We start from the raw sequence: 15374 nt of genomic DNA on the forward strand, positions 1-15374 counted from the left end.
GATCGGAGCTCCCCGATGCCGCATCTCTCGACCCCGGCGGTACGACGGCTCGCCACGTCGCTCGCCCTGACCCTCGCCGCCAGCACGACGGCCCTGGTCGGCGGCGCCGTGACCGCGCCCGCTCAGGCCGATCCGGCACCCGTCATCACGATCTGGTCAGTGACGGACTCCGTGACCGAGGGGGATCTGGGCGAGGCCGACCTGGGGTTCCGCCGCTCCGGCGACCTGTCGGCGCCATCGTCGGCGAAGGTGACGATCACCGACGGCACCGCCGTGCGCGGGAGCGACTTCACGGCGTCGGCCTTCCAGACGACCCTGCGTTTCAAGGCCGGCGAGAGCGTGCGGTTCATCAGGGTGCCGATCAAGGACGACCAGGTGGTCGAGCCCGACGAGACCTTCGACTGGGCGTTGTCGGCGCCGGTCAACGCGTCGATCGCCGCCGGCCCCGGCACCGTGACGATCGTCGACGACGACACCAACGACCCACCGACGTTCAGGATCAGCGACGACGGCCGCTACGAGGGCGGCGCGGGCACCGTAACGCTGACCTTCATCGTGGCCCGCGACGGCAGCACGGCCTCGCGAGCGTCGGTGATGGTCGCCAGCGTCGCGGGCTCCGCGACCGCCCCGAGCGACTACCAGACCAAGCGGCCGACCCGGATCGCCTTCGCTGTCGGGCAGCAGGCCAAGTTGGTGCAGGTGACCGTCCGGAGCGACCTCGAGCCTGAGACCGACGAGTCGTTCGGCATGGTCCTCTCCTCCCCCAAGGGCGCCACGATCGCCGACGGTGAGGCCGTTGGCACGATCTACAACGACGACTCGGACGACCCGCCGACGTTCTTCGTCTTCGACCAGCTGTACGGCGAAGGCGACTCCGGCGCTGCGACCTTCTTCGTGAGGCGAGACGGCGACCTTCGCGGCACCTCATCGGTCGACTTCGCGACGGCCGACGGGACGGCCGTCGCGCCGGCTGACTACGCGGCGCGCAGCGGGACGGTCACCTTCCCTCCCGGCGAGTCCACCGTGTTCATCACGATCGCCCTCAAGGACGACGAGGTCCCCGAACCGCAAGAGACGTTCGTCGTCAACCTGTCGAACCCGGTCGGGGGCACCATCGCCCGCGGGTCGGCCGTGATGACGATCTCCGACGCTGACTGAGGAGTCCCCTGATGAAGCGATTCTCGATGGCAGCAGCCGTACGACGGACCGGCGCCGCGACCGCCCTCACAGTCCTCGTCTCAACTGCATCACTGCTCAGCGGCGCCGCCCACTCCCCTGCCGCAGCCAGCCCGCCGCCGGTCATCTCGATCGGCTACTCCGACGACGTCGACTGGGAAGGCGACACCGGGACCCACGAGCTGTACTTACGGTTCGACCGCACCGGCGACCTGACGGGCACCTCGTCGGCGAAGGTCACGCTCGGCGGCGGCACCGCCACCGCCGGGACCGACTACACGGCCACGAAGTACGTCACCACGATCACCTTCCCCGCGGGTGAGAACTACGCGGCGGTGGCCTTCAAGATGAAGGGCGACGTCGAGGTGGAGCCCGACGAGACCTTCGACTTCACCCTCTCCGACCCGGTGAACGCAACGATCGGCCTGGCGACGGACACCGTGACGATCCTCAACGACGACACCAACATCCCGCCGGCGTTCTTCATGGGGGAGGAACCGTTCGTCGAGGAGGGCGACTCTGGCACCCAGAAGGTCCATTTCACCATCGTGCGCTACGGCAGCACCGCCACGAAGGTCTCGGTCAAGGCTGGCACCACCGACGGCAACGCCACCGCACCCAGCGACTACAAGGCGAGGAAACCGAAGGTCGTCAAGTTCGCCGTCGGCCAGCGGTACGCCTACGTCGACGTGATAGCGAGGGGCGACCTCGTGCCCGAGGACGACGAGTTCTTCAACCTGGTGCTCACCGAGCCCGTGGGTGCGAGCATCGTCGACGGCCTCAGTATCGCCGTGCTCGACAACGACGACTCGTCGGCGACCCCGACGTTCTCGTTCAACGACGACGGCTACGACATCGAGACCGACGAGACCGACCGGTCCCACCCGGTGGCGGCCCGGATCTACCGCGACGGCAACCTGCAGGAGAAGTCGACCGTGACCTACGCGACGACCGACGGGACAGCCGTTGCTCCGGACGACTACACGGCGAAGACCGGGGTGGTCACCTTCAAGCCGGGCGAGCGCTTCAAGGACATCTCGGTCACGGTCAAGGGCGACCGGGACTGGGAGTACGGCCCCCCGGACTGGTCGTCAGCCGAGACGTTCTCGATCGACCTCTCCGCACCGACCAACGGGGTCATCGGCGACGGGCACATCGTCGTGCTGATCTTCGACGACGAGCACTGAGGCGATCACCGACCGCCGCGCCGCGCCTTGAGACGTCGGTAGGCGCCCCGCAGCTTGCGCAGGGCGGGGCGGTGCTCGGCGGCCTGGACCAGCGCGAAGCGCACCGGCTTCTGCCGCGCGGTCTGGGTGAGGTCGTCGGCCCGCTGGACGGCTGACCGCCGTTCGTTGAGTACGGCGAGCAGGTCGGCGATCGTCGCGACGCTCTCCTCGAGCAGGACGGCGTCAGAGGGCACGGCGTAGGGGTCGGCGGCGGGATCGACCCCGTCGACCGCTCCCCCGACCTCCGGGACGAGCTCGTCGAGGTCGCCGACGACATCGGCACCCATGGCGGCGAGCCGGTCGGCGATGCCACGCGCGGCGTCGGCGGCGTACTGCTGGTCCTCGACCGCGAGGGTGAGCCGGGTGCCCGCCCGCGGCTCGAGGATCCGGTGCGCGAGGACGTTCTTGACGACCAAGGGGTAGGGACCCGGCAGCGGGAGCCGGTCACCGAGCTCCAGGTTGACCCGGCGCAGCAGCTCAGCCTGCTCGGCGCCGAGCGAGCTGTTGGACCGCTCGAGCTCGGTGTCGAAGGCGGCCGGGTCGACGCCGAGGAGCTGCGCGAAGCGATCCCACAGGATCGTCGGGTCGGCACCGGACGGCGGCACCGTCACGAGGTGCACGTGCTCGGGCGGGAGGTCGGCTCCCCAGCGCTCCAGCACCCCGGCGTAGTCCTGCACCTGCCAGAACCAGCTCTTGCCCGCCTTGTCGTCACGGACGCCGCGGACGAAGCTCCCGAAGGTCGTGGCCGACCGGTGCTTGACGTGCTCCTGCCACTCCGCGGCGATCTGGCGCACGTGGTCGCGCGCCGTCACGACGACGTGGACCTCGGCCTTCTCCGAGAGCGAGGCGATCGCCCGCCGAGCCTGCTCGGCACTCGCGCCGGCGAAGAGCTCGTGGGACAGCAGCACCGTGCCGTCCCAGGCGAGCGACTCGCGGACCAGGCGCGCCCACATCCCGCGGGCCTCGACCGGGTAGCTGGGGTCCTCTGCGAGGCCGCGCACGTCGAGCGTGGCGAGGAAGTGGTCGTGGAAGCGCTCGCCGGGCAGCAGGAGACCCTGCTCCGCCGCGGTCGTCCGCTGGGACCACAGCACGTCCTGGAGGAACGTCGTGCCGGTCTTCGGGCTGCCCACGTGGAGGAAGACCCGGGGACGTTGACCTGCTGCCATCACAGCTCTCCCTTTGGCTGGGAGCGGGCGATGCGCCGCCGCAACCGGCCGCTCACCCGCCGGGCCGTCGGCACGAGGCCGGGATCGGCCTCCGGCTCGGGCTCGGCCCGATCGACGAGCAGCTCACAGATCGCCGCGACGGCCGCGGCCGCCTCCAGCTCCGGATCGACCGCGTCGGGGTCGACCCAGGGCCCGCTCGACTGCAACGGCACGAGCTCGTCGAGGTCGCCGTGGATCCGGTAGCCCCGCTTCACGAACCGGGAGTTCTGCCGCTTGGCGATCTGCCCCAGCCGCTCGACGAGCTCCGGAGGGCACTGCGCCGGCGCCGACGACTGTCCCGCGAGGATCGACTGCGCGAAGACCCGCTTCACCACCCGGCTGTACATCGGCTGCGGGATCCGGCCGCCGAGCTCCTCGTTGACCCGGCGCAGCACGGCCACCTGGACGGCGCCGAGCGTCTGGTTGGCCGTCGACTCGTCCTTGGTCGGGTCGATCGCGGAGGCATCGAAACCGATCGCATCCCCGAAGCGGCGCCACAGCACGTCGGGAGCCGCGCCCGAGGGCGGGCCGACGACCAGGTGGACGTTCTCGGGCGGGATCGCCCGCGCCCAGCGGTCGAAGATGCCGACGAGGTGCTGGTTGCGCCAGAACCCGTTCTGGCGCTCGAGGCCGACGTTGGCGCAGAAGTCGCTGAAGGTGACCGGGTTGCCGTTCTTGACCCGCTCCTGCCAGTCCGAGGCGACCTGGCGTCCCAGGTCGCGCGCCGTCACGACCAGATGGACGTCGAGGCCCTCCAGCGCCGCCAGCCCGGTGTCGACCTGCTCCCGCTTGGCCGCGCCGAGCAGCTCGTGGCTCATGACCGTGGTGCCTGGATAGGCGCGGGCGCCGTCGCACAGCCGCTGCCAGGTCCCGTCGATCTGCTCGGGGCTCCGGCCCCAGAAGTCGTGGGACTGCCGCAGCTCGATGGCCGCGTGGAACATGTCGTAGTGCCGCTTGCCGGCCGCGACGACACCGAGGGTCTCCAGCTCGTCGCGGTTGCGCCACAGCGCACGCTGCAGGAAGGTGGTGCCGCTCTTGGGGGTGCCGACGTGCAGCACCACTCGCTGGGCAGGATCAGGACCGGTCACGCTCATATCTGGGCAGACTCTAGTGCTCTCGTGGAGGACCGGCACGACGCCGTACCGCCGGTGGTGATCGGTCGGTCAGCGGCCGTAGACGCTGTAGGGCAGTCGCCGGGAATGGTCACGCAGGGTGTCCCAGTGCTCCAGGTAGGAGACGTAGGCCGACCGGAGCCCGATGTTGAGCGACGTCTCGTCACTCAGCGACAGCGAGCCGGTGACCCAGTTCTGCGACCCGGTCCACACCCGGTAGGCCCGTCGGTCGCGACCGACGTGGCCGCGGACGAGGACGTACTTCGCGTGGGTGCGGACCTCGTTGAAGCCGTCGTCGTTGTAGTCCCAGCGGCTGTCCCACAGCTGGATGATGCGACGCTTGGCCAGGTCGCGCATCCGGGTCGCGATCCACCGCGACGGAGCGCCGTAGACCACCTTGATCTTGCAGCCCTGATGGCCGAGGGTCGCGAGCTTGTCGAGGAGGTAGTCGCCCCGCCAGCCCTTCCAGTAGAACATCGAGACGTTGATCTTGGTGCGACCGAGCGGACCGTGGCACTTGACCTTGGCCAGGTCGTGCAGGGTCGGGTCAGTGGCCCGGCTCGCGTTGCGCATGGGGAAGAAGCGGGCGATGAACGGCCCGTCCTTGACCTGCACCTTGTCCGCCGTCGCGCGGACGTCGTCGGTCATGAGCCGGTGCATCGCCCGGAAGCCGCGATAGAGCTTCTTGCGGCCCTTGATGACGTACATGTCGTTCCACCCGAGCTCGGCGCCGCCCCGGTTGAGGTTGGACGAGCTCACCATCACCACATGGTGGGAGCTGCGGGTGTCGCTGAACAGGTAGAACTTGCTGTGCATGTTGCCGCCCTTGCCGCGGCAGCTGCCCTTGCAGGTCTTCACATAGCTGCCGTCGCGGCCCCAGGTGACCGAGTCGGCGTGCGGCGCCTGGACACTCCGCACGGCACGGCGGACGGTGAACGTGTCGAACTGCTCGTCCTGCGAGAGCGCTCCGGGCATCGTGCGCAGACCACCGTGGGTCGCCCGCAGCGGCCGGTTGCAGCGACCCGCCCGCGGGTCGCGGTCGGCGACGCCGTTGCGGTCGCGATCGGGCACGTTGTCGGAGTTGAGCGCGGTGATCAGTCGGCGGGAGTTCCAGTTGTCGATCTCGTCGTCCAGGATCACCCGCACCTCGACCCCGCGCCGGCAGGCGTCGATGAGCGCGTTGACGGCCGGGGTCCAGTCCAACAGGAACGTCGAGATGTTGATGACCGGGTGCGGGTGGCGCCGCGACGGCACGGTGTTCTGGATCGCGTGCTTCACCGTCTTCACGATGCGGAGGTTGGCCGCGTCGTCGCCGTACGGCTCGGGGGTGTTGAAGGCCGAACCGCCTCTAGGGCCTACCGCTGAGGCGGGAACCAGCAGGAGTGAGGCGGACAGCAGGACGACGAGCAGCAGCGTGACGCGGCGCACGGATCTCCCCGGATAGACGACGGTTAGGGATCGCGGAACAACGTTCGCCTCACGATAACGCGCTGATGTGACTGCTGGGGCCAGTGAGGCGTCGCGTCGCGCCACGTCTTTGGAACGGGCGGTATCCCCCGTAGCCTGCTCCAGACGGGTAAGATTGGTCACTCCACCGCGTCAGGGACGGTGGCCACTGGAGGGAAGCCAGGACACGTGGGCAAGCATGAACTACCGCGTCGCGCGCGCTTGCTCCCTGTCGTCGGCATGTTCGCGCTGGTCGCAGCGCTCCTCGCGGTCGGAAAGTTCGCTATGGCGACCGACGAGCCCACCGCCAAGGACCTGACCCAGTCGACGGCGCCGTCGGTCAGCTTGGCCGACGACGAGGAGAGTTCCTCGGCCGGTCCTGACCGTGACAAGAACAAGCACGCCACCGGCGACAAGAAGACGTCCCGTCAGCCACCGAAGGTCGAGAAGCGCCGCTCGCAGATGCTGCGCGACAAGGTCCAGCTCGCCGCCGACGGCCTCGCCCCTGACGACGCCAGCTTCCGGATGGCCAGCTTCAACGTCCTCGGCGCCTCCCACACCGCTCCCGGCGGCAACAAGCACGGCTACGCGCTCGGCAGCTCCCGGATGGGCTGGGCAACGCAGCTGATCCGCGGCAACAACATCAGCGTCGTCGGCCTGCAGGAGTACGAGTCCGTCCAGCACAGCACGTTCGCCCGCCTCACCGGTGGCGGCTGGGGCATCTACCCCGGCCTCCAGATCGGCAACAAGGGCGTGCGCAACTCCATCGCCTGGAACACCGGCGTGTGGGAGCTGGTCGAGGCGCACACGATGGACATCCCCTACTTCCACGGCAAGCCCGTGCCGATCCCCTACATCCTGCTCAAGCACAAGGCAACCGGCCGGCTCTCCTGGTTCATCAACACGCACAACCCCGCCAGCACCCGTGGGCCGGCCCAGCACTGGCGCGACGTCGCCACGAGCAAGCAGATCGCGCTGATGAACGATCTCCAGGCGCCGCAGAACCCCAACGAGCTCGGCACCCCCACCTTCTTGATGGGCGACTTCAACGAGAAGGCCGAAGCCTTCTGCGCGGTCACCGTCCGCGCCAACGCTCAGGCCGCCAACGGCGGCACCTCCAGCCCCTGCCGACTGCCGTCCAACCACGGCATCGACTGGATCTTCGGCTCGATCCCCGGCGTCACCTTCAGCGGCTACGTCCGCATGGACGGCGGCCTGGTCAACCGGGTCTCCGACCACCCCATGGTCTTCAGCGACGTCACGCTGACCGGCGAAGCCCCCTGGATCGAGTAGGGCCGCTGCGCGGGCGGGTTCGTCTGCTTCGCTGACCAGGCGTCGCGGGCAGCCGGTGGCGCCCTCACCTTCGCAGCCCGGTGTGGGTGGGTTACTGATGTCGCGCTGGCGATCCTGCTGGGAGTGGCCGGACCGACCGCGGGCACTCCCCGCCTCTCCCACGTGAACCGGCCCGTCACGCATGGGTAACCCCACCAGCCCGAGGCGCGGAGCGCGACCGCTCGCCGGCGGCCTGTCGTGCGAGAGGCGGCGCCGATGCTGGGGCACCTCCTGGGGATTCGGCTGCGACGCGCGCGGCTCGTGACCACGGCGGCGCGCAACCAGGCACTGGCCGTGCGCGGCGCAGACGCTAGGGGCCCCGGGAGGGCCCCAGCATCGGCGTCGCCCCTCGCGCCACCGAGGGAGCCACGCGGACACATCCGACTAGCGAAGCAGACGACCCCGCCCGCGAAGCGGGATCAGCCCTCGTCGACCCCACCGCTGGCGAACGGGGCGCCCTCGGCGAAGTGCGGCTTGATCTTGTTGTCGTACATCGACAGCGCGGCGCCGATGGCCATGTGCATGTCGAGGTACTTGTAGGTGCCGAGGCGGCCGCCGAAGAGGACCATCGGCTCCTTCTTCGCGAGGTCGCGGTACTTGAGCAGCTTCTCGCGGTCCTCGGCGGTGTTGATCGGGTAGTACGGCTCGTCGTCCTCCTCGGCGAAGCGGCTGTACTCGCGGACCACGACCGTCTTGCCCTTGGTGTAGGAGTCGTTGCGCTCGGGGTGGAGGTGCTTGAACTCGAGCTCGCGGGTGAAGGGGACCTCGGGGTCGTTGGCGTTGACCACGCCGGTGCCCTGGTAGTCGTCGACGTCGAGGATCTCGGTCTTGAGGTCGACGGTGCGCCAGGACAGGCGGCCCTCGCAGTTGTCGAAGTACTCGTCGACCGGGCCGGTGTAGACGATCGGGACCTTGCCCTTGAACTCGTCCTTGACGTCGAAGAAGTCGGTGTCGACGCGGACCTCGATGTTGGGGTGGTCGGCCATGCGCTCGAGCCAGGCGGTGTAGCCGTCGACCGGGAGGCCCTCGTACTTGTCGTTGAAGTAGCGGTTGTCGAAGTTGTAGCGGACCGGGAGGCGCGTAATGATCTCCGCGGCGAGCTCCTTGGGGTCGGTCTGCCACTGCTTGGCGGTGTAGCCCTTGATGAACGCCTCGTAGAGCGGGCGCCCGATCAGGCTGATCGCCTTCTCCTCGAGGTTCTTGGCGTCGGCGGTGTCGATCTCGCTGGCCTGCTCGGCGATCAGCGCGCGCGCCTCGTCGGGGGTGTGGCTCTTCCCGAAGAAGGTGTTGATCAGCGCGAGGTTCATCGGCAGCGAGTAGACCTGGCCCTGGTACTTGCCGAAGACGCGGTGCTGGTAGTTCGTGAAGTCGGTGAACCGGTTGACGTACTCCCACACGCGCTCGTTGGAGGTGTGGAACAGGTGGGTGCCGTACTTGTGCACCTCGATCCCGGTCTCGGGCTCGAACTCGCTGTAGGCGTTGCCACCGAGGTGGTAGCGACGCTCCAGGACGAGGACCTTCAGGTCGAGCTCGGTCGCACAGCGCTCGGCGATCGTGAGGCCGAAGAAACCGGAGCCGACGATGACCAGATCAGGGGTAGACACGGGGCAGCATCCTACCGTTGCGCACCCTGGTGCCGAATTCGATGACCTTCTGCAATTAGTCTGTGACCGTGAGCAACGGGTACGGCGCGCGCGGGGCATTCCGGACCTTCGGCCTCGCATGGGCGGCCGGCATCACCTTGGCGGTCGCCGCGGTGGTCATGTCGGCGACCCAGGACATCCCGATCCGCGAGCCCGACGGCGTCCTCCCCAGCTACATCACGTTCCCCGGTGTGCTCGGCCTGGCGATCCTCATCGACGTGCTCCCCCGGTTGCTGCACCGGGCCGGACAGCGCCGCGCGTGGGCCCCGCGCCAGCTCGGTCCGGTGGCCCGCGAGGTCATGGCCGAGCGATGGCCCGCGTCGCACTGGTGGTTCGCGCTCATCGGTCTCGGCGCGTGGTACCTCTCCTACGCCGCGTTCCGCAACGTCAAGAGCATGGCGCCGCTGGTCAACCCCGAGCGGTTCGACGACGAGCTCGCCGACTTCGACCGGTTCCTCTTCCTCGGGCACGACCCCGCCGCCGTACTCCACTCCTGGCTCGGCGAGAGCGTCACCGCCCACTTCCTGTCCGGCGTCTACATCGTGTGGATCGCGCTGGTGCCGGTCTCCATCGCGATCGCACTGGTCTGGACGCGGCACATCCAGGCCGGTGCTTGGTATGTCACTGCTGTCGCGGTCGACTGGTGCCTGGGCGCGCTCATCTACGTCCTCGTGCCGACCGTAGGTCCGATCTACTCCGACCCCGGCATGTTCAGCGGCCTCCCGCACACCTACGTGAGCGACCTCCAGGAGACCCTGCTGACCGACCGGCTGGCGGTGCTGGCCGATCCGAGCGGCGCCGACCGGCTCCAGACCGTGGCGGCCTTCGCCTCGCTCCACGTCGGCATCATGGTGACGATCTGCCTGGTCGTGGAGCTGGTCGCGCTCCCTCTCTGGGTCCGCATCGTCAGCTGGGCGTTCCTCTTCCTGACCATCTTGTCGACGGTCTACCTCGGCTGGCACTTCGCCGCGGACGTGCTCGGCGGAGCCGCGATGGGCGCGTTCGCGGTCTGGCTCGCCGGGATGGCGACCGGCAACCGCGTGGGCTGGCGGGTGCGGCTCAAGCGGGAGTCGGAGGGGTCGCCATCTTCCGGGCATCCCGAAGCGCTCGTGTCACGTTCCGCGCCTCTGCCCGACCACCCCGTAGCGGACTGAGCAGCACGACCGCCAGCGCGATCAACCATGGCTTGAGCCGGACGAGCCAGTTGTCGCCGTAGCGGAAGTGCACCGCGAACAGGTTGCGGTACATGTAGTAGCCCTTCCACCCGGCCAGGTCGTGCTGCTGGTCGAAGTCGAGCTGACGGACGAGTACGGCGTCGCGCACCGCCAGGATCGGGAAGCCGGCCCGCCGCGCGCGGATCGCGTAGTCGACGTCGTCGTAGAAGATGAAGTAGGACGGGTCGGGCAGACCGATGGCGTCGATGACGGCGCGCCGTACGAGGAAGCCCTCGAACGAGACGTTGTCGACCGGGACCGTCGCCGGCATGCTCGCACGGTCGGCGTAGGCCGAGTCGATGCTGGCCCGCTTGGGCCGGATCGCGAGCGGGTTGCGCAGGTCGAAGTGGACGGCGGCCTTCTCGACGAGTGCTCCGGTGAGGTCCTCCCGCACCGCGGTCAGGCAGCTGTTGTCGACCTCCAGCAGCCGCGTCAGGCAGTCGGGCCGAGGGACGACGTCGTCGTCCATCAGCCACATCGCGTCGAAGCCCTTGTCGTAGGCCGTCTTGAGCCCGAGGTGGAAGCCTCCGGCTCCGCCGAGGTTGTCGGTCGTGTGGATCGCGACCAGGTCGGGATTGGTCGACCTCTCGAGCACGGCGCGGGTGTCGTCGGTGCTGGCGTTGTTGACCACGATCACGCAGTCGGGTCGCCGGTCCAGCGCATCGAGGCCAGCCAGCATCCGCTCGAGGAGCGCGGCGCGGTTGTAGGTGACGACGACGACAGCGACGCGTTCGCCGGTCATGACAGGTACCTCTCGTGCCCGGTGAAGTCGCCCCGCAGTCCGGCCCTCGCTGCGCGCGCACTCATGGCGATGCGGCTCGGCTGCGGCTTGGTCAGCAGGTAGAACCAGATCGTCTTCAACCAGAAGAGCAGCACGTGCGGCCACCCGCGGTAGGCGCGGAGGTTGAGCGTGTTGTTGCGTGCCATGCAGTAGTGCTTCAGGTCGCTCGGCGTGTGGTTGTAGGTGGTGCGGCCGAACATCATCGGGGTGCCGAGGTCGCCGACCGAGGGGTGGTGGACGACGGCGTCGACGACGGTCGCGATGCGCGCGCCGGCGGCTTCGGCCCGGAGCCGGTATTCGTGGTCGTCGCCCCAGATGAAGAACTCGGCCCGGGGGTAGCCGATCTCCTCGACGAGTGCACGCGTGAGGAGGACGCCGTTGAACGGGATCACGATGTCCTCGAGACGTCCCTCCTGCGCCGCGGCGCGTGCGGTCGGGAGGTCGTGGACCACGCGGGTGCCGCCGGGGAGCCGGATCGGGAAGACGAGACGGTCCGGGTCTGCCTCGTCGACGACGAGCGGGCCCCAGAAGTCGAGGTCGGTCTCCTGGAGCAGTCGGGCGAGGCATCCCGGGTCGGGAAGGCCGTCGTCGTCCATCAACCAGACGAGGTCGGCATCGGTCTCCTCGACCGCCCAGCGCAGGCCCTCGTGGAAGCCGCCAGCACCGCCCCGATTGCGGTCGAGCGTGCGATGGGCGAGCGCGCCGCTGGTGGCGGTGAGAGCAGAGCGAGCCTCGAATCCGAGGAGCCACTCCCCCGTGCCGTCGGTCGAGGCGTTGTCGATCACCAGGACCTGGGACACCTCGGGCACCTCGTGGAGCCGGTCGACCAGTCGCTGCAGCAGGGGCAGGCGGTTGTAGGTCACCACCACCGCCACGATCCGCACGGCCGCAACCCTACGGGTTAGCCCGCGGGCGACAGGCGCGACCTGCGCACCGATAGCGTGGGCGTGTGGACACCGACGCCGTGCTGAGGCTGATGCAGGACGTGGCGGAGCAGGTCATCACGCCCCGCTTCCGCGCACTGCAGGACCACCAGATCTCGGAGAAGAACCCCGGCGACCTGGTCACCATCGCCGACCACGAGTCCGAGGTGCTGCTGACGGCGGCGCTCACCGAGGCCTACCCCGATGCCGTGGTGCTCGGCGAGGAGGCGCACGCGCAGGACCCGAGCCTCCTCGATCGCTTCAACGTGGCCGAGCACGGCTTCACGGTCGACCCCGTCGACGGCACCAAGAACTTCGTCCACGGCTCCCCCGACCACGCCGTGATGATCGGCGAGGTGCGCGGCGGACAGGTCGTGCGCGGCTGGATCTGGCAGCCGCAGCACCAGGCTGCCTACGTCGCCGAGCGTGGCGTCGGCGCCTTCCTCAACGGTGAGCCGCTGACGATGGCGCCCCTGCCGAGCGGCAGCGACCAGCCGCCGTACCGCACCGCCCGGAGGGCGTGGGTCGGCCGCACCCTGCCCGGCCTCGGCGACCTCGAGCTCACCTGGGCCTGCTGCGGCGTCGACTACCCACGACTCATCGCCGGCGACGCCCGCACGCTCGTCTACAACCACAGCAAGCCGTGGGACCACCTCGCCGGCGCGCTGCTCGTCGAGGAGTCGGGCGGCGTGATCGGCACGATCGACGGCCGCCCCTTCCCGGCCCAGGGCCTGGGCGGCGGGCTGGTCAGCGCCCCCGACCAGCAGACCTACGACGCCGTCGTCAGCGCGCTAGCAAGCCGCTGACAGATCGTCGGACTCGTTGGCGGCGTAGCCGTCGTTGAGCGAGCCAAGCGAGCCTCCGGTGACGGAGCCACCCTTCTTGCGCTTCTTGGCCGGCGGCGCGTCGCCCTCGGACCGGTCGATGGCCAGCTGGACCTTCTCCTGGACCAGGCCGATGTCGGGGTCGCCGGTGTTGATCATCGGCGGCACCAGCGAGAGCGTGGCAACCTTCTGGTCGCGCGCCTTGAGGGCGAGGTCGATGAACCTGCTCGCCTCGGACGCCGGCATGTTGGTCGAGAACATGTCGCTGGAGGCCTTCGCCAGGTCGGAGAAGTGGGTCAGCACGGTCTCGGGGCTCAGCTGGTGGAGCATCGCGTTGAGGACGCACTTCTGGCGGGCCATCCGCGAGTAGTCGTCGGACCCTTCGCGAGCGCGGGCGAACCACAGCGCCTCGAAGCCGTTGAGCTTCTGCTTGCCCGGCTGGACGTAGCCCGTGACGTCGTCGCCGAGGCCGCCGATCGGGATCGGCTGGCGCACGTTGAGCGTCACGCCGCCGACCGCGTCGACGAGCTGCTTGAAGCCGGCGAGGTTGACCATCGCCCAGTAGTTGATCGTGAGGTCGGTGATGCCCTCGATCGCCATGATCGTGGCGTCGACGCCGGGGTTGTCGGAGTCGCCGAACAGGTCGGTATGGTCGCCGGCCCAGGTGCTGACGCCGTTGAGGTAGCAGCCGTCACAGTCGAAGCCCCGGGGGAACTGCTTGTCCATGACCGAGCCCTCGGCGAAGGGGAACTTGGCCAGGTTGCGCGGCAGGCCGATCAGCACGGTCTTGCCCGTCTTCGCGTCGATCGAGGCGACCGTCATCGAGTCGGGCCGCAGGCCCCAGCGCCCGGCGCCGGAGTCGCCGCCGAGGAGCAGCACGTTGTAGCGGCCGTGGTGGGCACCGGTGACCTCGCCATCACCGAAGACGGCGATCACCCAGTCGCGGTGGATGTTGACGAGGTGGGCGCCGAAGAGCAGGGTGCCGGCGACACCGAAGCACAGGATGCCGTTGAGGCCGACCACCGCGCGGCGGTGCTGGATGCGCAGGCTGAGCGGGTTGCCGATCCGCCAGGCGTCGATGAAGAGCCCGGCCCAGCCCAGGGCGCCGCCGATCAGCGCGAGCCAGAGCACGAGCAAGAGGTTGGCGTCGGTCCCGAGGCGGAAGGCGATCTTCCGGTCGAGGACGACCGCAACGAGGAGCACCGTCCCGACCAGCAGGGTGCCGAGCCAGATCCGAATCGCCACGCGGCCGATCTTCCGGTTGCCGGCGACCAGCTGGGCCGACCCCGGGACGACCAGCGTCATCGCCATCAGCGCGAGCGCGCGCCGAAAACGCACGCGGGCAGCCCGCTCGGCAACGCTCGTCTGGTGCGGCTGACCAGAGAGGGCCATGAGATCGACCATGCGGGCGTCTCTCCTGCTGGGGGAAGTGAGCAGTGACCCGCTCAGTATCACCAGTCACACAGGTAACAGCGCGCGCGACGCGCCGGTGAAGTCAGGCGGCGGCGAGCCGGGCGATCTCGTCGGCCGACGCGTTGCCTCCGGTGCACATCACGGCGACCCGAGACGGCTTGACCGGGGTGGCGAGCAGGCCGGCGAGGGCTGCTGCGCCCGCGCCCTCCGCGAGGGTGCCGGCGTGCGAGGCGAGCAGGCGAGCCGCGCCGTCGAGGTCGTCGTCGGAGACGAGCAGGAAGTCCTGGAGGCCGTGGCGGAGGTGGTCGAGCGTGGCCGGGTAGCCGTTGGAGGTCGCCAGCCCGGACGCCCGGGTGGTGGCGGGCGCGGTCTCGACGACGCCGGAGCGCCATGAGCGCCACACCGCAGGTGCGGCAGCCGACTGGACGCCGACGACCCGACAGCCGGGCGCGAGCGCGTCACGCACGAGGCAGGCGCCGACGGCGCCGGTGCCGCTGCCGATCGGCACGAAGACGGCGTCGAGGTCGCGCGCCTGGCGGAACAGCTCGAGGTAGGCGGTCGCGTGACCGAGGATGATCCGCGTGTCCGTCGTGTCGACGTACGACGGCGCACCGGCGTCCCGCGCGAGGGACCGCGCGTGCGCGGCCGCCTCGCCGAGGGTCGCGCCGTGGATGACCACGTCGGCGCCGAGCGCCGCGACGGCCTCACGCTTCACCGCGGGCGCACACAGGGGCATCACGACGGTCGCGCGGGTGCCGGCGAGCCGGGCGCCGTAGGCCACGGACTGGGCGTGGTTGCCGGTGGAGCAGGTGACCAGGCCTCGCTCGTGCTCGACCTCCGTGAGTCGGGCAGCGAGGTGCACGCCGCCGCGCACCTTGAAGGAGCCGGTCGGCAGCACGTGCTCGTGCTTGACGAGGACCTCGGCCCCGACAGCCAGGTCGAGCAGTGGGTGGGCCAGGAGGGGCGTCGGAGCGAGCTCACGGGCCACGACGTCGCCGGCTGCCAGGATCGCGTCGAAGGTCAGCGCGGCGGGGGCGGCGAGGGTCGTGGTCAGCACCCGTCCAGGATCACCCACCCCC

At 69.6% G+C, this 15374-nt stretch carries 13 protein-coding genes; 5 read left to right on the top strand and 8 right to left on the bottom strand.

The genetic code is table 11. The annotated features are described in order from the left end of the window. The first annotated feature begins 15 nt into the window (after positions 1-15). Together F0U44_RS01750 and F0U44_RS01755 are read left to right on the top strand one after the other, a co-directional pair. The gene (locus F0U44_RS01750) at positions 16-1158 is read left to right on the top strand and encodes a Calx-beta domain-containing protein (protein WP_188113269.1); all 1143 of its coding nucleotides are present in this window, start codon (positions 16-18) and stop codon (positions 1156-1158) included. A gap of 11 nt (positions 1159-1169) precedes the next feature. Next, entirely contained in the window at positions 1170-2363 is a 1194-nt protein-coding gene (locus tag F0U44_RS01755) for a Calx-beta domain-containing protein (protein ID WP_149726535.1), read from the top strand. A gap of 5 nt (positions 2364-2368) precedes the next feature. Here F0U44_RS01755 and F0U44_RS01760 read toward each other — a convergent pair whose 3' ends face one another. The 3 genes from F0U44_RS01760 to F0U44_RS01770 all read right to left on the bottom strand — a co-directional run bounded on the left by F0U44_RS01760 (position 2369) and on the right by F0U44_RS01770 (position 6147). Continuing rightward, positions 2369-3568, bottom strand: a complete 1200-nt coding sequence (locus F0U44_RS01760) for a hypothetical protein (protein WP_149726536.1) — start codon at positions 3566-3568, stop codon at positions 2369-2371. After that, complete coding sequence (locus F0U44_RS01765; RefSeq protein WP_149726537.1) at positions 3568-4701, bottom strand: hypothetical protein; 1134 nt, start codon at positions 4699-4701, stop codon at positions 3568-3570. Before F0U44_RS01765 ends, F0U44_RS01760 begins: the two co-directional genes overlap by 1 nt. Before the next feature lie 69 nt (positions 4702-4770). Then, positions 4771-6147, bottom strand: coding sequence for a phospholipase D-like domain-containing protein (locus F0U44_RS01770; RefSeq protein ID WP_188113270.1), 1377 nt, complete (start codon positions 6145-6147; stop codon positions 4771-4773). A 207-nt stretch (positions 6148-6354) separates the two neighbouring features. Between F0U44_RS01770 and F0U44_RS01775 the strand changes: the two genes are divergently transcribed. After that, complete coding sequence (locus tag F0U44_RS01775) at positions 6355-7458, top strand: endonuclease/exonuclease/phosphatase family protein (protein WP_149726539.1); 1104 nt, start codon at positions 6355-6357, stop codon at positions 7456-7458. 458 nt (positions 7459-7916) lie between these two features. Here the strand turns inward: F0U44_RS01775 and glf are convergent, their stop codons facing one another. After that, a complete protein-coding gene (gene glf, locus F0U44_RS01780) occupies positions 7917-9101 on the bottom strand; it encodes a UDP-galactopyranose mutase (RefSeq protein WP_246160233.1) in 1185 nt (394 codons plus the stop codon). 68 nt (positions 9102-9169) lie between these two features. On the opposite strand from glf, the gene F0U44_RS01785 reads away from it, so the two are divergent. Next, positions 9170-10294 (top strand): phosphatase PAP2 family protein, encoded by a 1125-nt coding sequence (locus F0U44_RS01785; RefSeq protein WP_149726541.1) that lies wholly within the window; start codon positions 9170-9172, stop codon positions 10292-10294. On the opposite strand, the gene F0U44_RS01790 is transcribed toward F0U44_RS01785, so the two are convergent. Beyond that, entirely contained in the window at positions 10200-11096 is an 897-nt protein-coding gene (locus F0U44_RS01790) for a glycosyltransferase family 2 protein (protein WP_149726542.1), read from the bottom strand. The genes F0U44_RS01785 and F0U44_RS01790 overlap by 95 nt on opposite strands. After that, positions 11093-12019, bottom strand: a complete 927-nt coding sequence (locus F0U44_RS01795; protein ID WP_149726543.1) for a glycosyltransferase family 2 protein — start codon at positions 12017-12019, stop codon at positions 11093-11095. Before F0U44_RS01795 ends, F0U44_RS01790 begins: the two co-directional genes overlap by 4 nt. Positions 12020-12084: 65 nt before the next feature. Between F0U44_RS01795 and F0U44_RS01800 the strand changes: the two genes are divergently transcribed. Next, positions 12085-12864 (top strand): inositol monophosphatase family protein, encoded by a 780-nt coding sequence (locus F0U44_RS01800; RefSeq protein WP_223163548.1) that lies wholly within the window; start codon positions 12085-12087, stop codon positions 12862-12864. Here F0U44_RS01800 and F0U44_RS01805 read toward each other — a convergent pair. Beyond that, a complete protein-coding gene (locus tag F0U44_RS01805; protein WP_188113271.1) occupies positions 12850-14274 on the bottom strand; it encodes an LCP family protein in 1425 nt (474 codons plus the stop codon). The genes F0U44_RS01800 and F0U44_RS01805 overlap by 15 nt on opposite strands. Positions 14275-14377: 103 nt before the next feature. Further along, complete coding sequence (locus tag F0U44_RS01810; RefSeq protein ID WP_188113272.1) at positions 14378-15352, bottom strand: threonine ammonia-lyase; 975 nt, start codon at positions 15350-15352, stop codon at positions 14378-14380. Positions 15353-15374 lie beyond the last annotated feature (22 nt).

The sequence above is a fragment of the Nocardioides humilatus genome (genome assembly GCF_008373755.1).
Lineage (GTDB): Bacteria > Actinomycetota > Actinomycetes > Propionibacteriales > Nocardioidaceae > Nocardioides > Nocardioides humilatus.